This is a genomic window from Belliella marina (assembly GCF_042682445.1).
GTDB lineage: Bacteria > Bacteroidota > Bacteroidia > Cytophagales > Cyclobacteriaceae > Belliella > Belliella marina.
Genome location: NZ_JBHUHR010000006.1, coordinates 91,607 through 111,840 on the forward strand (window position 1 = coordinate 91,607; position 20,234 = coordinate 111,840).

Annotated in this window: 14 protein-coding genes; 7 read left to right on the forward strand and 7 right to left on the reverse strand. The window is 38.4% G+C overall.

The features are described from left to right. Positions 1-5: 5 nt before the first annotated feature. On the reverse strand, positions 6-1,325 hold the full coding sequence (locus ACFSKL_RS03095; protein WP_376883444.1) for an alginate export family protein: 1,320 nt from the start codon (positions 1,323-1,325) through the stop codon (positions 6-8). A gap of 336 nt (positions 1,326-1,661) precedes the next feature. Here ACFSKL_RS03095 and ACFSKL_RS03100 point away from each other — a divergent pair, with 336 nt between their 5' ends. After that, the gene (locus ACFSKL_RS03100) at positions 1,662-8,144 is read left to right on the forward strand and encodes an alpha-2-macroglobulin family protein (RefSeq protein ID WP_376883445.1); all 6,483 of its coding nucleotides are present in this window, start codon (positions 1,662-1,664) and stop codon (positions 8,142-8,144) included. 124 nt (positions 8,145-8,268) lie between these two features. Here ACFSKL_RS03100 and ACFSKL_RS03105 read toward each other — a convergent pair whose 3' ends face one another. Then, positions 8,269-10,371 (reverse strand): M28 family metallopeptidase, encoded by a 2,103-nt coding sequence (locus ACFSKL_RS03105; protein ID WP_376883457.1) that lies wholly within the window; start codon positions 10,369-10,371, stop codon positions 8,269-8,271. Between the two features lie 95 nt (positions 10,372-10,466). Here ACFSKL_RS03105 and ACFSKL_RS03110 point away from each other — a divergent pair, with 95 nt between their 5' ends. After that, complete coding sequence (locus ACFSKL_RS03110) at positions 10,467-11,558, forward strand: 6-phosphofructokinase (protein WP_376883446.1); 1,092 nt, start codon at positions 10,467-10,469, stop codon at positions 11,556-11,558. A 295-nt stretch (positions 11,559-11,853) separates the two neighbouring features. Here ACFSKL_RS03110 and ACFSKL_RS03115 read toward each other — a convergent pair whose 3' ends face one another. Beyond that, complete coding sequence (locus ACFSKL_RS03115; protein WP_376883447.1) at positions 11,854-12,390, reverse strand: acyl-CoA thioesterase; 537 nt, start codon at positions 12,388-12,390, stop codon at positions 11,854-11,856. A 267-nt stretch (positions 12,391-12,657) separates the two neighbouring features. Beyond that, complete coding sequence (locus ACFSKL_RS03120) at positions 12,658-13,326, reverse strand: protein-L-isoaspartate(D-aspartate) O-methyltransferase (RefSeq protein ID WP_376883448.1); 669 nt, start codon at positions 13,324-13,326, stop codon at positions 12,658-12,660. A gap of 129 nt (positions 13,327-13,455) precedes the next feature. On the opposite strand from ACFSKL_RS03120, the gene ACFSKL_RS03125 reads away from it, so the two are divergent. After that, positions 13,456-14,049, forward strand: a complete 594-nt coding sequence (locus ACFSKL_RS03125) for a riboflavin synthase (RefSeq protein ID WP_376883449.1) — start codon at positions 13,456-13,458, stop codon at positions 14,047-14,049. Positions 14,050-14,131: 82 nt separating this feature from the next. Here ACFSKL_RS03125 and ACFSKL_RS03130 read toward each other — a convergent pair whose 3' ends face one another. Genes ACFSKL_RS03130 through ACFSKL_RS03140 form a run of 3 tightly spaced genes read right to left on the reverse strand, consistent with a single transcriptional unit; the run spans position 14,132 to position 16,250 of the window. Next, complete coding sequence (locus tag ACFSKL_RS03130) at positions 14,132-14,692, reverse strand: phosphatase PAP2 family protein (protein WP_376883458.1); 561 nt, start codon at positions 14,690-14,692, stop codon at positions 14,132-14,134. A 13-nt stretch (positions 14,693-14,705) separates the two neighbouring features. After that, positions 14,706-15,596: an oxygen-dependent coproporphyrinogen oxidase gene (gene hemF, locus ACFSKL_RS03135; protein WP_376883450.1), complete on the reverse strand. Its 891-nt coding sequence runs from the start codon at positions 15,594-15,596 to the stop codon at positions 14,706-14,708. Between the two features lie 27 nt (positions 15,597-15,623). Beyond that, positions 15,624-16,250: a phosphoribosylanthranilate isomerase gene (locus tag ACFSKL_RS03140; RefSeq protein ID WP_376883451.1), complete on the reverse strand. Its 627-nt coding sequence runs from the start codon at positions 16,248-16,250 to the stop codon at positions 15,624-15,626. An 84-nt stretch (positions 16,251-16,334) separates the two neighbouring features. Between ACFSKL_RS03140 and ACFSKL_RS03145 the strand changes: the two genes are divergently transcribed. The 4 genes from ACFSKL_RS03145 (at position 16,335) to ACFSKL_RS03160 (ending at position 20,028) form a co-directional block, all read left to right on the forward strand. Further along, positions 16,335-17,021, forward strand: coding sequence for a hypothetical protein (locus ACFSKL_RS03145; RefSeq protein ID WP_376883452.1), 687 nt, complete (start codon positions 16,335-16,337; stop codon positions 17,019-17,021). Further along, positions 17,008-18,654: a S8 family serine peptidase gene (locus ACFSKL_RS03150; RefSeq protein ID WP_376883453.1), complete on the forward strand. Its 1,647-nt coding sequence runs from the start codon at positions 17,008-17,010 to the stop codon at positions 18,652-18,654. Before ACFSKL_RS03145 ends, ACFSKL_RS03150 begins: the two co-directional genes overlap by 14 nt. Positions 18,655-18,709: 55 nt before the next feature. Then, entirely contained in the window at positions 18,710-19,363 is a 654-nt protein-coding gene (gene rpe, locus ACFSKL_RS03155; RefSeq protein WP_376883454.1) for a ribulose-phosphate 3-epimerase, read from the forward strand. A gap of 155 nt (positions 19,364-19,518) precedes the next feature. Continuing rightward, the gene (locus tag ACFSKL_RS03160; RefSeq protein ID WP_376883459.1) at positions 19,519-20,028 is read left to right on the forward strand and encodes a hypothetical protein; all 510 of its coding nucleotides are present in this window, start codon (positions 19,519-19,521) and stop codon (positions 20,026-20,028) included. The last annotated feature ends 206 nt before the right edge of the window (positions 20,029-20,234 follow it).

Sequence of the window (20,234 nt, forward strand, 5' to 3'; positions counted from 1 at the left end):
AAATATCATAGAACAACTCCAATAAATTTATTCCTCATATTTGGTCTGAAGATCAACATGAGATATGCCCAGTTTTGGTTGTTTTTAAGAGTTCCTCTATTCTGTAAGCTTTCAAAGGTGTCTGAGTGAAAGAACTGACTGTATCCACCCTGGAGAGAGATTGCCGAATTGAAGATGTAGCCAAAGGACAAATCTACTTCTGTCCCCAAATTCTTTTCTAGAGTATACATTCTATTGCTTGAATAGACATCTGCTTGCGCTAAAAATTGATGGACATCCGCTTGGACAAAAAAATTGGGATTGAAATCATATCTTCCCTTTACAAAATAATCCTGCAAGCCAACATTGCTTTCATGTGATCCCCCTACATAAAAAAGATCCATGTATCCATTGAAAATATGATTGGTACCATACAACGGAGTGAAAGCGTTGTTTTCTGCATTGCCAGTATTTGGGTTTCCACTAAGGATTTCCAATCCCCCAACCAATCTGAATTTTTTTCCTGCTTCCTTGTCAATATCAAACTGTTGTGTAATCTGGGCAGAAACATCAAACGCCTTGATTTTTCTGCCAAAAAAATCTTCACCAAGTTGATGGTAATAAAATCCACTGAGGATAGTATTGCGTTTTTGATATCTCAGGGTAGGGATTCCTATGGTTTGTCTATAATTGATTCCTTCTTCATCGATTCCTCCTGTGTCATTTAGAATTGTATACTGCCTTCCGTCATTCCAGAAAAGTAGGGAAAAATCAATTGGACCAAGCTTATTTTCATAACGGACCATTTGTGCAGTTTTGTAATTGTTCCCCACATCGTAGATGTCTCCTGCTAAGAACTGTCCACTTTGATTGTACCCACCTCCGAAATGTAGCTTCATGTCATCCTTTTCATACTTGACCAAAGCAAAATCATGTGCCCTTGCCTGAAGTGCCCAGTCTAGATTGCCAAGAAACCTGAAATTATCATAATTGAGCTCTTGTCTGCCGAGTTTGATTTTCCAATTTTCCCCAAGATTCGTTTCCAGCCAAGCTTCATGTACCGAAAGGAAATTATCTGTGGCTTTGATCTGAGGTGTGTTTCCCCATGTTCTCACATCTTGGATTGCCATGTAGAAGGTGATATTCTCCATCTTGTAGCTAGCTTGGAGTCTAGCTCTGTGGGCTATGAATTTTGCCGGTATTTCATTTTCAAGGATGGCTCTGTTGAAACCATTCCTGAATTCTCCTCTTTGTATTAGTTGACCATCAAGACTGAATTGCCCATAAGTTTGGTTGAATGAAAGTGCCATCAGAATGGTGATGGTAACAAGTAGTGATTTTCTCATATTGCTGGATTTGAAGTGTAATTCAGTTTTTGAAATGTGGAAACAAAAGATTGCGTATTACTGAATAAATCGATTGTAAGTTGCTATACAATATAATAGCCTTTTAAAAGCACGTATAGGATGCATTATAATACCTTATTAGCAATCAATAATGTAATATTAAGTTTTTGAGGTTGTTGAGAAAATATTTAAGATGGTGAAAGTTAAAGAGCTAATTCGGGAATAGAGATTAATTTATAAAACAAATTTATACTACTTATATGGCAAATGATATTACATGGATTCGAAAAGTTTTGACTATTTTAGATTTTAGTTAGAGCAGTAATGATTTTGTGTATGAAAAATTCCTATTGGGTAGTTTTATTCTTTGTTTTAATAATTAATACTAATCATGTAAACGCAAAAGGTGGGTTTGATTATGAAGGTAAATGGAACCAAGTAGAGGTTTTTGAGCTTAAAGACCTCCCGAAGTCAGCTCTGCTGCTGGTAGATTCCATTTATCATCAGGCAAAAGATGAAAACAATCTTGAACAAAGAGTAAAATCTTTAATTTACCAAAGTAAATTCACTATGGTTCTGGAGGAAGATTCCGAATTGAAAATTTTCAAAAGATTTGAAGAAGAAATCGACCTTACCGAGGGTTATCATAAAAACATATTGCAAAGTGTGTTTGCCAATTTGTTGCAGGAATACTATTCTAGATATCGTTGGCAAATATTGAATAGAAGCCAAATATCAGGAGCTGTCAAGGGCGATGATTTCCGTATTTCGGATGCTGAAAGTTTCATGGATTACATCACAGGGCTTTACCTTGAATCACTGAAAAATGAGGACTTGCTAAAAGAAGTTCCCCAATCTGCTTTGAAATTCTTCATTCTAGATTCCAAGGAAGAGCTATCAGTTTCCTCATTTTTTGAACCCAGCCTTTATGATATTTTGATCCAAAATGCACTTGAATTTTTCAAGAAGTTCGAAAAACCAGGAAGCCGTCCATTCGATAGTTTCACCATAAATTCAAAAAATCACTTTTTGAATTATAAAATTCAAGGGAATCAATCTAATGAGGAACAATCATTCGAAGAGATAACATTGAATGTTTATCAAGATGTGATTGATTTTCATATCAATGCAGCCCCAGAGACAGCAAGTGCATATTGGCTAATCGATAGGTTGGATTATGTGAAAAATAATGCAGTAGGGTTAGACATTAACTCCAATTACAATCGTGCATTGTTTTTATTGATTGATAAATATGAAGGGCTGGAGATCGAATCATTCCTTCGTTATAAACTAGCATATTCGTATTATGACTTGGCTAGAAAGAATGAAGAAAAGAAAGATCTGAGCTTAGGTCAATATTATGTTAAAGCAATAGAATCATGTGACAAAGCTATTTTTGATTTTCCTGAAAGCATTGGGGCAAGGTATGCAGAAGAATTGAAGGCAAAAATTTCAGCCCCATTTTCAGAACTTGATTTTAGTGGAGTAATTCCAAGCCAAACTCCCACTAGAGTAATTGTCAACTATAAAAACTTAGATAGTTTGACATTTAAAATTTTCAGGTTGACTCCCTCAAATAAGAAGGCACTTAAATCAGCTTTCAATAGAGAGGATAAAAATCTAATCATCAATCAGCTGAATGAAGTTTTTCAATGGACTGAAGAGTTTGTTGATCCAAAAGACCATACTTTTAGAATGATGGAAACTATGGTTCCAGCCCTTGATTTCGGTTCTTACTTAATGCTTACCCAACATCCAATTGATGAAGTAATTCATGGATATTCATTTTTTGATGTTTCAGATATTTCATTTTTCAAGCAGGATCTTGAAGGTAAAAGTGTATTGAAAATTGTTGATAGAACGACAGGAAAGCCAATTTCAAATGTGGAAGTGAGCTTCAGCACTTCTAATATAAATGCCAAAGGTAACTACTTTGGAAAAAAGTTCTATTCAGACGATAAGGGGATTGTCTCAATTGACTTCTTCGAAAATGTTTATGGTCTTAGCATTGATCTAAAGCAAGGAAATGACAGTATCCACTTTGAAAATTTTAGTTTGTATAAATACAACAATGTTATTGATAATGATGAGATTAATGTCAATGCTTTCATTTTCACGGATAGACAAATCTATCGACCTGGACAAAAAATATATTTCAAAGGGATTTTGGTAAAAAACAAAGCAGGTATAAGTGAAATTGTGAAAGGAGAATCACTTGTGGTTTCTTTGATAAATCCTAATGGAATAACAAACGAAGAAATTAAAATTTCAACAAATAAATATGGGAGTTTCTCAGGTGAATTTGAAATCCCAACATCAGGATTGACAGGTGAGTATGAAATAGAAGTGGAGGAAGATGATGAAGTAGAGAGTAAGTTTTTTGACCATGAGGATGTGTATTTTGATTACTCTACCAAGCGAATCGATGTAGAAGAATATAAGCGTCCGAGATTTGAGGTGAATTTCGACGAAATCAAAGAAAGATTTGAAGTAAATGACACCGTGAAATTGCAAGTTCATGCACGTGCATATTCAGGAAATCCCATTTCTTCTTCCGAAGTCACTTACAGAGTTTTCAGAAATATAAAAATGTATCCTCGGTATTATGATAGACGAGGGGTGGGGTTTTATCCAAGTGGTTCAAGACAAGAAATGGTAAATGGAAAATCCAAGACTGATTTAGATGGCAAGTTTGAAATAATTTTTCAAGCTATTCCGGATGAAAGTTTGAACAAAAAGGATTTGCCTGTTTTTGAATACGTTGTGGAAGTAGAAGTGACTGATATAAATGGAGAAACAAGGACTTCTCAAAAATCAGTAAATGTAGGTTATCATTCGATGATTCTTGTGGCGCATGTTTCAGATAAGATATCAAAAAATAACGCTGAAGAAAAAATTGTGGTTTCGGCTATGAATTTGAATCAACAAGAAACCAAAGCAACAGGAACAATTGAGTTTTTCAAAAAAAGCTATTCAAACCGTGTTACAGCCATCCCAAACCAAATGTTGGTTCCTGATTTTCCAAGATGGTCAGCTGATGAATTTGAAGGGTTGTTTCCGTTCGAACCATATCCATTCGATGAGTCAATTGCAAATACTACCAATGCAAAGAAAGTGGCATTTATGGAATTCAATACTGCAAATTCCAAAGAAGTCATTTTCAATGATTACGCAGATTGGGAGCCTGGAGCTTACTTTATCAAAATCACCTCCTATGATAGTTTGGGGACAGAAATAACTATTGAGAGAGATTTCGAATTAATTGATTTCAATGATTCAAAAGTGTCAGATAATAAGTTGTTTCAAATTTTCACAGATAAAAAGAGCTACCAAGTAGATGATAAAGTACTGCTTAGATTGGGGTCGGCTGCAAAGGATCTTACGGTGTACCTTCAGGTGGAAAAAAGCGGAAAGATCGTAATGGATCAAGCTTTCAATCTTTCAGAAGAAATAAAAGAAGTGAAAATTCCTGTTGAACAATTAGATGAAGGAGGTTTTGTGATACATTATTTTTATGCGTATGGAAACAAATCAGTTTCTGATTACTTGCGTGTACCAGTAGAAAGTCAATTGAAACCAATCAAAATTGTCACTGAAACATTTAGAGATGTACTTGCGCCTGGAGCCAAAGAAACATGGTTATTTAAAGTGGTTGGACAAAACAAAGAGAAATTCACCTCTGAAGTTTTAGCAGGTATGTATGACCTTTCACTTGATCAATTGTCATATTTTCCAAATAGATGGGCATTTGACCCAAATAAGACTTTAGCATATTATCCTAGTTGTGATATTTCAAGTGGAAACAGTTTTTTGGGAGCATCTTTCCATAGTTTCCTCGGTTCATCTTTTTCATATTTGAACGAAAACCGACTTCCTTCCGTCAATAAATTTAACCAATTTGGTTTTAGCCTTGTGCCAAATAGTGCTATTGGAAGAAGCTACCTTTCTTCTTTGAAAGCGAAATATTTGGAATCAAAAGTTATCAGAACTTCAGATTCTAATATTCCTGTTGGTTTTGTGAAAGGCTTAGTTACTGATGTTTTTGGTCTACCACTTGAGTTTGCAGTGGTTTCTGTAATTGGTACCGATAGATCTGTCAACACAAATGCTCAGGGTGAGTTCTACATACAAGCTGAAGAAAAAAATGAGGTTTTGTTAAGATACCCATTATTTAAATCTGAAATAATTAGGATAGGGAAGGATAATAAGCTCCATGTCATGCTCGTGGAAGAAATTAATGAGCTTGAACAAATCACGGTGACAGGTTATGGTTCACAAGATAAGAGGAGTATTTCGATTAGAGGAGCTTCAAGTCTAACAGGGTCAGTGAATGAAGTTTTGGATGAGGCACCTTTGTTAGAAGGGATGGTAATGGGAGTAAATGTCGATTACAATGTACCACCTCCATCATTTATTGATTTCGATCAATCTGTTTCAGATAAAATGATGATCGATCAAGTGAAGATAAGGTCTGATTTCAAGGAAACTGCCTTTTTCTTTCCACATTTGGAGACCAATAAAAAGGGTGAATTTAGTTTTTCATTTGATGCCCCAGAGTCTCTTACATCTTGGAAATTGATGCTGCTTTCCCATAGTAAGAATCTGAGGACTGCTTACAGTAAAGCAGAAGTGGTAACACAAAAAGAATTGATGATTACGCCTAACTTTCCGAGGTTTTTGAGACAGGGTGATAAGGTGGTTTTAGCTGCCAAGATCAGCAATCTGAGTCCGAAAAATCAAAAAGGAAAGGCTCAAATTAGTTTTGCAGATGAATTGACGGGGCAGTCATTAAGTGCATTAGGTGAAATTCCTGTTTTAGAATTTGATGTAAACCCATTCGAAAGTATAACTGTAGATTGGGAAATCGACGTTCCTGATGATCTACAGCTATTGCAATATAAAGTTTTGGCGCTGACAGAGGATTTTTCAGATGGTGAGCAATCAGTTTTACCGGTTTTGGGCAACAGGATCCTAATCACTGAAACAATGCCTGTCTGGGCAAATCAAGGTGAGAAAAGAACATTTACCTTTGATAAATTGAAAAAACAAGATTCAAAAACTTTGGAGAACCATTTGTTGACCTTCGAGCTGACAACAAATCCAATCTGGTATATTTTTCAGACTATTCCATATTTCAGTGAAATCTCTCACGAAAACTCTGATAATCTATTGTCAAGAGTATATGTGAATACAATTGGATTAAACCTCCTAAAGACCATTCCTGAACTAAAGTCAGTTCTAGAAAAATGGTCCAAAACCGAGATTCCAAAATCCCAGCTGCTAAAGAATCCTGAATTGAAATCAATCCTTTTGGAGGAAACACCATGGTTGATAGATTTGGAAAGTGAGGATTCAAAAATGGGTAAATTGACGGAGTTGTTGAATGATGAAAAACTAAAGCTCCAAATTGAAGAAGATATTCAGAAGTTGAAGGAATATCAATTGCCAAATGGAGGCTTTAGTTGGCAAAAAGGATTCCCTTTTGAAAATAAGCAAATGACTATTCATCTGATTGATGCATTGCGGGAAATCAAAAATCTTGATACAAGCGAAAAATCACCTGATTTAGAAAATATGGTCAACAAAGGCTTGGTTTACCTAGAAAATGAACTGAGAAAATCTTATAAAAACCTAACCTTCAGAGCAAGCTCAAAATCTGACACTGAAGCTTCAAAATATCTTCAAGAGAATCATTTGAACTCCAGTTTAATTGATATCCTTTATGTTTTGACGGTGAGTGAAAGACCAGATTCTTCTTCTGTTTCAAAAGAAGCATTTCAATATTTTATAGCTCAGATAGAAGACCATTGGATGAGCTTAGATTTATCAGAAAGAGCCAAGGCTATTCCGATATTGAATGCTTTGGGTAAAAACAGTTTCAATCCTATCCTAATTTCAATTTGGGAGAATAGCATTAGTTCAGATGAATTGGGTTCATATTGGAAAGGAAATAGTGTTACCAACAAATGGAATAATTCTCCTATCGAAACCCATTCTTTGATGATTGATTTGTTTTCGGGATTTGGGGAAAATGTTCTTGAAAAGGAAAAGAATGAGAAGTTCGTTGAAGAGTTGTTCCGTTGGCTTTTCAAACAAAAGCAAACTAATCATTGGCCGACTTCTAGATCTACATTAAGAGCTGTCTCTACTATTTACAATTATACAAAGACATGGGAAGGTGTTGATTTCAATGGAGAAATTAAAGTAGGGAATCAAGAAATACATCCTAATTTAGTCTATGCAAATTCAGGTTATTTGAAAAAATCTTGGGTTAAGGAGAGTATTGGTTCAGATTTAGCAGAGGTTTCACTAATTAACCAAGGGCAAACGATGTTTTTTGGTTCATTGTATTGGCAATATTTTGAAGAAATTGATAATGTGTCAAAGGCTGAGTCTTCAGTAGAAATTTCAAAGAGCCTTCTTGTGAGAAAGCATACATCAACAGGAATTAAGTTTGAACAAATTTCGATAGACGAAGAGATCAAAGTAGGAGATTTACTTAAAGTTAGGATTGAAGTGAAATTGGATCGAGATATTGATTTTGTGCATATTTCTGACCAAAGGTCTTCTGGATTTGATCCCATAAATGTTATTTCTGAATTCAAATTTCAAAATGGGGTGAGGTTTTATGAAAGTCACAAAGATGCCAGTACACACTTCTTTATAGAATCCTTGAATAAAGGGATTTATGTTTTTGAATATGAAGTTAGGGCTAGTCAAGCTGGAGATTTCACCAACGGCATTACAAAATTTGAGAGTCATTTTGCACCTGAATTTACCAATCATACTTCGGGCGGAAGATTGAAGATAATTTATTGATAATGTATAACCTTGGGCTAATCTTCAGGTCGGATGTCGTCACGCACCGGAGGATAAAAAAGCCGACATCCTGATTCTTCAAGATGTCGGTGATTTTCCCTTAATCATTTTAATGATTCTTTTTCTACAATACCACAATCAGCTTATCCATTTTCTCTTTCAAATCCATAATTGCAGCACTATAGCGCTCGTCCCATTCTTGTAGCCTCTCGGTTGACTTGAGTTCAACCTCGTATTCCAAACCGGGAAGAATCCAAGAAGCATAGCCGCTAAATGGATCATTGGAAGCATATAGTGAACGGTACCAAGATCCGAAATACATCCCCTTTGGGTCTAGAAAACTCTTTTCTAAGCTGATCAATCCTGTATTGATCTCCTTCAGTCTTTTCTTGTCAAAATTGCCGGAAGTCAATGAATTGGCAATTTTATTGTCCAAGGATTCAGCACTGATCTTTAATTCCTCAATAGCTTTGGTAGCTTTTACAAATCCCCCAAAACCTTGATCATAAGCTTTTACTTTTTTCACAGCATTGCCAAAGTGCAATTCCAAATCTTTTGCATACCGGCTATTGTGGTAGGGAATGATTTCTGCATTTGCCAATCTCAAACTCATGATTCCTACCAATTGCTCCACTGCTCCGCCCATTTTGAAACTAGGATCGGCAAATTTTTCATAGAAATGAAGGTTGTCATAATTGGTGTGGTAAAGGGTAGGACCACTTGCTCCTCCGCTCATGGAGGGAATTCCTGCATGCATGTAGAATGCAATATGGTCTGATCCACCACCGAGATTTCCAATGTTTGGTTCTTCTTGGTTTTTTGACCAGACTTCGAAAACAGTTTTTGAAGAATCAGGGAATGTCACTGCTTTTGCTGATTCCATGATGAGTTTCTTCAAAGTAGGAGAGGATGATGCCCCAAAGTTCCTTCCCGATACTGCCGCATCCAAATTGATATAGGCGACAGCTTTGGCTTGCAATTCATCCCGAAACTGCTCCACCCACTCTGTAGAGCCTATTACACCATGCTCTTCTGCATCCCAATGCGCTATCAAAATCGACCTCTTTGGACTTTTTCCTTCCTTTGCCAATTTTCCCAATGTTTCGCTCAAGCTCAACAACATTGCTGTACCGCTGTTGGGATCGGTAGAGCCAAAGCTCCATGCATCATAGTGGCAGCCAAGAATTATCCATTCGTCAGGATTTTCACTTCCCCTCATCATACCGACCACATTGTTTGCCCTAACAAAACCTCTCTTTTGATCCACCTTAAGTCTTACTTTGAGGTCTTTTCCACCTTCCAGTCTGTAGGTAAACGGCAATCCTCCTTGCCAACCTGCCGGAACAGCATCCCCATTCATCAGTTCCATGATTTCTTTGATGGAACCATATGGTAATGGTGTTACCGGAATGGTATGTAAACCCACTTCACTTTCAGCCAATCTTTTCACCTTTGTTTTACCATCCAATGGCAATGCAGGTTCAAAAGGGGTCAGTGGATCACCTGTCCAGTCAGCTGTCAGTAAAGATCCTCTTTGAATGGAAGATTCACTGTAAAAAGTACCATCAGGGTAAGTCAAACCTTTCATATATCCAGAGTCTCCGGGATCGGTAAAAATCAACAGGCCAACTGCCCCGTTTTCTTCTGCAAACTTCGCCTTAAAACCCCTGAAATTGCCACCATACCGTGCCAATACTATCTTTCCTTCCACTTCTATCCCCATTGATTTCAGTTTTTCGAAATCAGCTTTTGTGCCATAATTCGCATAGACCACTTCTGCTGTCACATCACCACTTCCCGAGTATGCATTCCAACCTTTCCAAAGCTCAGGATGCGCAGAATAGGGGTCTTTGTCCAAGATGTTTTCTTGTTGGTTCAATGGTTTTCTAAAAGGCCTAACCAATTCGACGACTGATTCCCCCGGTTCTTTGGAAAGATAGACATCGTAAGGATGTGTCTTTACATCCCAACCAGCTGCCTGCATGGTATTGACCAGATAATCTTTTACTTTCTCATTGGCTTGGGATCCAGCAGGGTGTGGTGCTGATGTGATCTCTGTCAGGTGTTTTTTGAATTTGGTAAAGTCGACTTTTTCCAAAAACTCCTTTTCTAGTGCTTTTTGCTTGCCTTGTGATGTTTCATAAAACCCATCCAGTTGTTGTCCTTGGAGAGGTGCCAAATGGAAGATACATAGACACAGATTGAATAAAAGTAATTTTTTCTTCATCATAAATTAAATTTGACCGTAAGTAAACAAATATATCTAAGCTATCTTTATATCAAAGAAATATTGTTTGATCGGAAGATTATAAATTTAAAAAAATGAAAAAATTACTTATATGTACTGGTGGAGGAGATTGTCCGGGGTTGAATGCTGTGATCAGAGGTATATTCAAATCTGCCAAAAAAACCAAAGAATGGGAAATTTATGGGAGTATCGAAGCCTTCAATGGGGTTATGGCCGAACCAACCCAGATCATCAAATTGACAAAGTCCAAAGTTGGGGGGATTCACGTGAAGGGAGGAACAATCCTAAAAACAACAAATAAGGGTAACCCATTGCAGTTTCCTGTGCAGGATGAAAATGGAAATATTGTTTTCGAAGATAGGACTGATTCCTTGGCCAAAAAGATAAAATCACTTGGCTTTGATGCGGTCATCAATATCGGTGGAGATGGCTCCCAAAAAATCTCCAAAGCATTGTTCGATCTGGGCGTTCCCATCATTGGAGTTCCAAAAACGATCGACAATGACTTGTCTGCCACAGATACTACTTTTGGCTTCCAAACAGCCGTACAGATAGCCACAGATAGTTTTGACAAACTTGTCACGACAGCCGAGAGCCACCATCGGGTGATGATCATGGAAGTAATGGGAAGGGATGCAGGTTGGATCGCTTTGCATACAGCGATTGCCGGTGGGGCTGAAGTCTGCTTGATTCCCGAAATCCCCTATGACATAGAAAAAGTAAAGGAGAAAATAGACAGCAGGTATGAAAAAGGACGTGGATTTGTCAATATCGTCATCGCAGAAGGTGCAAAAGCTAAAAATGGCCAGGTTTTCGGGACAGAGCGTGAAATGGTTTCTGAACATCTGAGATTGGGGGGAGTGGCTTTCCAACTATCTGCTGAACTCAAAGCTGCTGGCTGTAAGCCTGAAATCAGGGAAACCGTATTGGGACATATCCAAAGAGGAGGGACTCCTGTGGGGTACGACAGGGTACTGGCAACGATGTTTGGTGTCAAGGCATTCGAATTGGTCCGAGATGGTAAATTTGGACAGATGGTTTCATTCAAAAACAATGACTATTGCTCAGTATCCTTGGAAGAAGCAGTCAAGGACTATAATGTGGTTGACAAAGAGGGTTTTCTGGTCCAGGGAGCAAAAGCAATGGGGATGTCATTTGGGGATTGAGTAGGGAGATGCGAGAGGCTAGAAGCGAGATTCAAGACATAAATGAAGGTCTCGCAGAGATCACAAAGTTGCGCTGAGGATAGTAGATGCTGGATTACACTCAAGTACCTAGCGAATTCTTGATTCAATATTCGGAGTTCAAAATTCATAATTTAAAAAATGTCGATCCCCCCGATAGCTATCGGGGCCACCGGGAGAATTTTAAACATTCTGGATTGCCCTGAAATGCCTGTCCCGTAATCGGGAGGTATTTGATCCAAGCCTCGGGGATCATGACCCGAGGCTTATGCACTTTTTATTTAGCTTCCTTCTTTTCGTCCAAATTGAAAATAGATTTCAATTCAACGGCATCTTTTGGATCCATTCTTTTTGCCAAAACCAATCTTAGCTGCCTTCTTCTCAATGCTCCTTCATAAAGCTCGATTTCCTCTTCTGTCTCTGGTTCTACTTCCGGAACTTCGATTGGTCTTCCACCTTGATCTACAGCCACAAATGTAAAAAATGCCCTATGCGTCGTGATTTTTTTATTGGCAGGGATATCTTCTGCAAACACTTCAATGAAAACCTCCATCGAAGAATTAAATGCCCTCGTAACCTTGGCTTTCAATGTGACTACATTTCCCAATGCAATAGGGTGCTTGAAGGAAATGCTATCGGCAGAGGCGGTTACTACGATTCTTGTAGAATGTTTTTGCGCTGCAATGGCAGCTACCACATCCATCCAGTGCATCAACTTACCTCCCATGAGGTTGTTCAAAGTATTGGTATCGTTTGGCAAAACCATCTCGGTCATTACCACTTCCGATTGCTTTGCAAATCTCTTCTTGGTCATTTTTATTTAATTTTAGACAAAAATACAGAATATTTTATCTTTTGAAAATTAATGTAAATCATTTTCAGAATAATATTCTGTTTTTATGTTAGTTGTATTTGATAATACTTTAAAGTCTAGGAGTACAGACAAAGGGTAATTAAACTCCAAACCATTCAATCCTTTTATTCATTGAAGCCATTGATATTGGTCTTAAATGCTAAGTGTTTAGAAATAGCAATAATTAAATTTCTAATTTTAAAATCTTACAATTTTCTAATCCCCTAATCAAACCGATTGGCTTCTCCAGCCTTCTTCTCCCAATAACGGTACAAAGGCAAAATTGTCGTATTCTTCTTGGATGATTTTTTTTGCTGTTTTTTTTGTGAGCTTCATCATTTTTTGGGTTTTTCTATCACCTACTGGGATGACCAAAATCCCACCAACTTCAAGCTGTTTCAGTAGGGAATTGGGAACTACAGGTGCACCGGCCGTCACGATGATCTTATCAAATGGAGCTTGGGAAGGTATCCCCTGAGAGCCATCCCCAAAGTAAAAATGGATAGGGATCCCGAGCTTTGTCAAGAATTTTTTGGTCTTATCGAATAATTTTTTCTGAAACTCAATACTATGGACTTCTGCCCCCAAAAGGTGGAGGATTGCCGCCTGATATCCTGATCCTGTTCCGATTTCCAAGATTTTGTCACCAGGCTTTACTTCCAAAAGCTCTGACTGAAAAGCCACTGTGTAAGGCTGGGATATGGTTTGTCCTTCACCGATTGGAAAAGCCTTGTCTTCATAGGCATGGGAATCCAGAGCAGTATCGAAAAAAAAATGTCTGGGAATCGTACCGATGGCTTGGAGTACATTACCATCTTTGATCCCTTTTTTTTCCAGTAATTTCACTAAAGCATTTCTTTGACCTTTATGTCTGTATGTATCCTCAAGTTTGAGCATTGATATAAATGAATAATTTTAAGAAACTTTAATTGTAGCTGCTAAGTTAAGGTTAAAAATGGCTTAAATTTGATGCAAATTAAATTAGAAAGCTTACAATCTGAATTATTGGTATTTAATTTATCATAAATGTTTACAGGAATCATTGAGACCCTAGGGGTTATACAAAGAATAGAAAAAGAAGGTACTAATTTCCATTTTTACATTCATTCCCCAATTACCAATGAATTGAAAATCGATCAATCAGTAGCCCACAACGGGGTCTGCCTAACTGTCGTGGCAATCGATGGAGATGTATTCAAAGTCACCGCAATCGACGAAACACTGAAAAAAACCAGCCTCAAGAATTGGGAGGTAGGGAAGAAAGTGAATATTGAAAGGTGCATGCCGGCAGATGGGAGATTTGATGGACATATAGTCCAAGGCCATGTGGATCAAGTTGGACGTGTTGAAGGGATTTCGGGACAGGATGGGTCTTGGATATTTGACTTTTCCTTTGACGCCGATACCGGGAATGTGACTGTGGAGAAAGGTTCGATCACAGTAAACGGAACAAGCTTGACTTGCTTCAATTCAAAGAATGGAAGTTTTTCTGTAGCCATCATTCCGTACACCTATGAATTCACCAATTTTCATCAATTACAGGTAGGAGATGAGGTGAATTTGGAATTTGACGTAATCGGAAAATATATACAGAGGATTATCAGGGGATATTCTGTATAGGGAGGGCTTGGAGAGTGGATCTACTTGAAGATCGATTTTAGTCAATCTTCGAGGGTTTGATAAGATCAACCCTCGAAGATTCTCATGGGACTTTTGATTTGATAAAAGAACCGATATAAAATGAAATATATGCCGAAATCACCCCTACAAATGCACCAACCAACACATCTGCCGGGTAATGGACTCCAAGATAGATTCTGGTGTAAGAAAACAATGCTGCCCAAAGAAATAGCCATTTGACAGCCTTATAGCGGTCGGAAAGAGTGAGGGTCATGATAGTGGCTATCCCAAAGCTATTCGATGAATGGGAAGAAGCAAATCCATATGAACCACCGCATTTGCCAAAATTATGTATTATCCCTTCCCACATTGGGTCGTGGCATGGTCTCAAGCGTTCGAAAAATGGCTTCATAAAACCAGAAGTGAACTGATCGGCAAATAGAATGGTAAGCCCTATGCTGATCATTACCCACCAAGATTCTTTCCCGAATTTTTTGACAATGAGATAAATCAAAAATAGATATAATGGAATCCAGGGCCAAGTTTGGGTCAACTGGAAAACAATGGGATCAAGAAAGTCAATATGAAAACCATTCAAGTATATAAATAGGTTTTCATCCCATGCTCTCAAACTTTCTATCATCTTCATCTATCCTTTAAACCCAGTCAATCCCTTTTTTCAGCAATCCTAGTGTCTTGGCTTCTTCCGAGCCCTCAACTGTTTGGTGCATATACTCCCAATTGGCTTGGGGCGGCATACTCATCAAGATACTTTCCGTCCTTCCATTGGTGTCCAAGCCGAATTTTGTCCCAGCATCCCAGACCAAATTGAACTCGACATAGCGACCTCTTCTGAGTGCCTGCCAATTTTTCTCCTGATCCCCAAATGGAATCAGATGGTTCTTTTTCATGAAGTGGGTGTAAACCTTCGGGAATAAATACCCTATAGCTTTTGCAAATTCAAATATTTGGTTTTTTTCTTCCGGATTCTCTGATGTCAATCTATCAAAGAAAATCCCGCCAACTCCTCTGGTTTCATTTCTATGTTTGATGAAGAAATAGTCGTCTGCCCATTTTTTGAATTTTGGATAGTAGGTATTGTCAAACTGGTCACATGTATCTTTGACAGATTGATGGAAATATTTGGCATCAGCTTCATTTACATAATGTGGGGTCAGGTCTATACCGCCACCAAACCAATTGACCCCATTGCTCATCTCAAAATAGCGGATATTCATATGGATAATCGGCACCATGGGACTTTCTGGATGAATGACAATGGAAACGCCGGTAGCAAAAAAATCAGATTTATCGAGATTTAGTTTTTGCAGGATTTTTTCTGGGGTAGGACCTTCTACAGCAGAAAAAGCAACTCCACCTTTTTCTATGATATTGCCTTTTTGGATAATGCGCGTCCGTCCACCACCACCTTCGGGTCGAGTCCAGCGGTCTTCAGTGAATTTTGCTTTTCCATCAGCCAATTCCAACTCTTTGCAGATATGATCCTGGATTTCCATGAAATCCTTGGCGATCTGATCTTTATTCATGCTTTCTGATTGCTAATTTGTTAAAAATCAATTGTCCAACTCCAATACTTCCAATATATCCGCCAAGGCGTCGAAGTCTTTCAATCCAGGCTTGATCTCATCTCCACCTTCCAACGAGATCCCCTTCACTTGGGTGGATTCCAAAACCTCTTCAATTGTAGATGCATCTATTCCAAAACCTAAGAGTACTTGGCATTTTGTAGCCAACTCCTTTATTTTTGATGTAGTCAATTCATTCAGCTCCAATGTATCACTCACCAAATGAAGCGTTACGCCGAAGTCTGCATAAGAGCTTGATTTGGCTATAAGATCTTCGATCTCCTCGACTTCCTCTACTTTACACTTTAGGATCAAACCATAACTCGAATTCACCAACATCTTAAGATGAATTTCTTCCTGGATTTCCAAGTAGCCAATGCCGGGATATGCTTTTACAATCTCTAAAATTTTGTCTGGATGGCTTGCTTCAAATTCAGCAACATATTCCAGACCGGACAGCCAATCTGTGATCTCCTTGAATTTTTCTGGTGAAATATAATTTCCGTTATTCTCTTCCAAACTGAATCCCATTAAGTTAACATACATTCCTGCGCAATATCTGGCATCGCTAAGGTTGTTGATGGTACTTATTTTTACAAAAGTTTTGAGTGACATGATAGTAATTATTGATTTTATGGTTGCTAAGGTAAAAGATTTCGTCCGAAAAATGTATTTTTAGCCCCATGTTAGTACAGTCGTATGCGTAGTTTAAATATATTTTATCTTATAGCCATTTCCATAGGGCTATTGGCATGCCGGGAGATGGATGATGTCAATTTAGATCTAGGTTATGACTACCAGCCTTTGGAAGTGGGTTTGTTCTGGGAATATGAAGTGTCGGAGACAATAGTGTTTGGGGAGAGCGATTCAGAGGAATATAGTTATTACCTTAGGGATAAGATAGACTATTCATACCTCAATGAAGCTGGAGAGCAGGTTTTTGTGGTTTTGAGAGAGCAGTCAGATGATAGGGGCGATTGGATTGGGGAAGGGAATTTTTCACTCATTGTCAGAAAGCAAGCTTTGGTCAGAATGCAGGAGAATGAAAGGGTCGTCACTTTTTCTTTTCCACCCCAGCTCAACAAAACTTGGGACGGAAGGATTTATTCCTCAAATCAGCCCGAGACATTTGTAATGGATCTATCTGGTGCATATCAACTAGGTGAGTCCAACTATACCCAAGCTGTGCGGGTACTGCAAAATCAAGAAGATGATAAAATCACCTTTCGGGACAATAGGTATGAAGTTTACGTCAAAGGAATTGGTATGATAGAGCAATATTATGAAGTCTTTACTTATTGTTCGAGGAATGATTGTTTGGGTCAGGAATTGTTGGATTCTGGTAGCCAGATACATTTGAAAATCATTAATTATGGGAAAAACTAAAATTCTGCTTACATTTTTTTTCATCGCAAGCATCCAATTGACCTATAGTCAAGGGAAATATGCAGTACATTATAAATTCAAACCCCAAGAGAATTTTTCATTGGAAAATGCAGGGGAATTTTTGACTACAAAATCAATTGATAGGAGAGATAGACAAGGAATTCTGTTGGATAGTCTAGACTTACCCATATCGAATAGGTATGTGGAAGTAGTGTTGCAAAATTGTGAAACATTGCTCTACAATAGTAAATGGATGAATGCCTCTGTGGTAGTAGCGAATCAGGTTCAGGTCGATGCGATTTCCAATTTGGATTTTGTAGAGAAGGTTGAATTTGTAGCACCCGTTGGAAACCCAGGAGGGAGGATTTTTCGCGGGATCAAAGGAGGAAATACATTGAATTTAAAATTTAGACTAAAGTCCAAAAAAGAGGCATCGGAAGTCTATGATTTTCAAAATTCCCTTTTGGGAATACAAGACATGCATGGAGAAGGGTTCACCGGTGCAGGTATACTTGTGGCAGTATTTGATGCAGGGTTTTTGGGAGTTGATCAAGTTGAGGGTTTTAGGCATTTGTTTGACAACAACCAGATATTGGCTACAAAGGATTTGGTTGACATGGCAAATCCAAATGTCTTTACCAAAAGCCAGCATGGGACGAATGTGTTGTCTCTGATAGCGGCAAATTCCCCAGAAAGGCTAGTCTCCGGAGCACCAGATGCTGACTATATATTATGTATTACAGAGGACGTGCCTACGGAATATAGGATTGAAGAATATAATTGGCTTAGGGCGGCAGAATTTGCAGATAGCTTGGGGGTAGATATTATCAATTCTTCCTTGGGCTATTTGGATTTTGATGATCCGACGATGGATTATTATGCTGAGAATCTTGATGGGAAAACAGCTTTAATTTCGCAAGCAGCAGCAATCTCAGCTCAGAAAGGGATTTTGGTGGTGACGAGCGTAGGGAATTATGGAGGTAGGGGTGAATCGTCCCTCACGGCACCGGCAGATGCAGAAGGAGTGTTATCAATAGGCTCCGTAGACAGTAATTCAAACCGATCCCCATTCAGTTCCCAAGGACCAAATGCTTTGGGGAAAGTGAAACCTGAGTTGACGACCTTTGGTCAATCAGTATACATGATCCGTTCAAATGGGGTAGTAGGTACAGGAAATGGCACCTCTTTTTCCTCGCCTCAGATAGCCGCATTGGCAGCAGGCCTTTGGCAGGCTAAGCCAGAATGGAGCAAGGACAAATTGATAGCAGAACTCCTAAAAAGTGGTACCCAAGCCAATAATCCAGATAGCCAATTGGGCTATGGCATCCCTAACTTTCTAAGGGCATATTACGGAGAAGTCCTTTCTGTAGACGAAAAGACCGAAAATTCGGTGTGGAAGATATATCCCAATCCACATGAAGGAACGGAACTCTTTGTGCTATTTGGCAATTCGCTTGAGGCAAACTTCAGGTTATATGATGTCAGTGGAACTTTGGTGTCAGAGCAGGGTATTCGAAGGGACTCAAATCAGGATCCTTTTAAAGTGAACTTACCGTTTGTGGGAAAGGGGCTGTATATGGTGGAAGTACAGTCTGAAGCAATTGTGAAAAGGACAAAATTAATAAAAAGATAGGGGGCTAATAACTTTTTTATTTCCTTTGCAGGATAAATCCACTTATATCAATATAATGCCAGTCAAAATAGCCCCATCAATCCTTGCATCTGATTTTGCAAATCTCCAAAAAGAGATCGAGATGATCAATGTTTCCGAAGCTGATTATATCCATGTAGATATTATGGATGGCGTATTCGTCCCGAATATTTCCTTCGGAATTCCGGTAACAGAAGCAGTAAACAAACATGCAAAAAAGCCATTGGATGTCCATCTGATGATCGTCAACCCTGACCAGTACCTAGAAGCTTTTAAAAATGCCGGTGCTGCAATTATTTCTGTACACTATGAGGCATGTACACATTTGCACAGAACATTGCAGGGGATCAAACAATTGGGCTGTAAGGCTGGAGTAGCCATCAACCCCCATACTTCAGTTGAGTTGTTGAAAGATGTCATCATGGACATTGATTTGGTGTGCATTATGTCGGTGAATCCCGGGTTTGGTGGGCAGAAATTTATTGAGAACACCTATGCCAAGGTAAAGAGACTGAAGGAGATAATCATTGAAAAAGGAGCGGAAACAGAAATTGAGATTGACGGAGGTGTCAATGAAAACAATGCCCCTTTGTTGAGGTCAGCAGGTGCAGATGTGTTGGTGGCCGGGAGCTTTGTATTCTCTTCTGCCGATCCTTTGGACACTATCAAGAAACTGAAAAAAATTGATTGACCCACTTCTTCAGTGTAGTTCCTTTCGTCTGGAATTATTTCCTTTTAACAATATTTAAGGCATATATTTTGCATATTTTTTTGGTATAACGGTCTTTAAACGTTTTATTAGAGGATCGTTTTTGAACATAAAACTTAATTTAAACTATTGTCATGATGAAAAGAGTATTTGTATTAGCCTTCTTAATGTTAGGTATGATGAGCGTGCAGGCGAATGCACAAGAAGAGTCTGAGGAAGTTACTGAAGAAGAAATGATGAAATTTGCTGCCATGGAAGCTAATTTTGCTGCATTCATTGCAGGGAAGCAAGCTGAAATGGAAGAAATGATCAAATCCAATGAGGTCATCGAAGGTGGAGGGGCAAGGTATAATGAAATCAAAGCCGCTTGGGGAAATGATGAGAAACTGGCAGAGATCAATGCAACAGACGAAGAAAAAGCAGAGTTTCAAAGAATCCAGGATTTTATTGGTTCAATTGGGGAATCTGCAAAAGAGTATAAAACAGATCTAATCATGGATGCAGAAGTATTGGGAGCAGCTACTTACAACAAAGTGAATAAGGCGATGAAAGAAAATCCTGAAATAAAGGATAAAGTAGATACCCTTATAGCGGAAATGAAAAAGAAAAATGCTGAAAAATCAGAAGACCCAGTTACAGATATGTAATTGTCTTCATGAATACTATATAAAAGGAGGCCTTCAATTTGAAGGTCTTTTTTTGTGACTTGGCCTGATATGATTTTTGAAAACCACCCGTTATCTATTAGTAACCTGAGTTCGACTATTCTCACTTTGTCAACCTGCCTGCCGGCAGGCAGGAACGGTTTTAAATGGTAAGAACTACGAAAAGAAGGTGCGAACTTTTTTATGAA

Excerpts from the sequence above, each read along its gene's own strand:
- ACFSKL_RS03095 (WP_376883444.1), bottom strand. The coding sequence starts at position 1,325 with ATGAGAAAATCACTACTTGTTACCATCACCATTCTGATGGCACTTTCA.
- ACFSKL_RS03100 (WP_376883445.1), top strand. The coding sequence starts at position 1,662 with ATGAAAAATTCCTATTGGGTAGTTTTATTCTTTGTTTTAATAATTAAT.
- ACFSKL_RS03105 (WP_376883457.1), bottom strand. The coding sequence starts at position 10,371 with ATGAAGAAAAAATTACTTTTATTCAATCTGTGTCTATGTATCTTCCAT.
- ACFSKL_RS03110 (WP_376883446.1), top strand. The coding sequence starts at position 10,467 with ATGAAAAAATTACTTATATGTACTGGTGGAGGAGATTGTCCGGGGTTG.
- ACFSKL_RS03115 (WP_376883447.1), bottom strand. The coding sequence starts at position 12,390 with ATGACCAAGAAGAGATTTGCAAAGCAATCGGAAGTGGTAATGACCGAG.
- ACFSKL_RS03120 (WP_376883448.1), bottom strand. The coding sequence starts at position 13,326 with ATGCTCAAACTTGAGGATACATACAGACATAAAGGTCAAAGAAATGCT.
- ACFSKL_RS03125 (WP_376883449.1), top strand. The coding sequence starts at position 13,456 with ATGTTTACAGGAATCATTGAGACCCTAGGGGTTATACAAAGAATAGAA.
- ACFSKL_RS03130 (WP_376883458.1), bottom strand. The coding sequence starts at position 14,692 with ATGATAGAAAGTTTGAGAGCATGGGATGAAAACCTATTTATATACTTG.
- hemF (WP_376883450.1), bottom strand. The coding sequence starts at position 15,596 with ATGAATAAAGATCAGATCGCCAAGGATTTCATGGAAATCCAGGATCAT.
- ACFSKL_RS03140 (WP_376883451.1), bottom strand. The coding sequence starts at position 16,250 with ATGTCACTCAAAACTTTTGTAAAAATAAGTACCATCAACAACCTTAGC.
- ACFSKL_RS03145 (WP_376883452.1), top strand. The coding sequence starts at position 16,335 with ATGCGTAGTTTAAATATATTTTATCTTATAGCCATTTCCATAGGGCTA.
- ACFSKL_RS03150 (WP_376883453.1), top strand. The coding sequence starts at position 17,008 with ATGGGAAAAACTAAAATTCTGCTTACATTTTTTTTCATCGCAAGCATC.
- rpe (WP_376883454.1), top strand. The coding sequence starts at position 18,710 with ATGCCAGTCAAAATAGCCCCATCAATCCTTGCATCTGATTTTGCAAAT.
- ACFSKL_RS03160 (WP_376883459.1), top strand. The coding sequence starts at position 19,519 with ATGAAAAGAGTATTTGTATTAGCCTTCTTAATGTTAGGTATGATGAGC.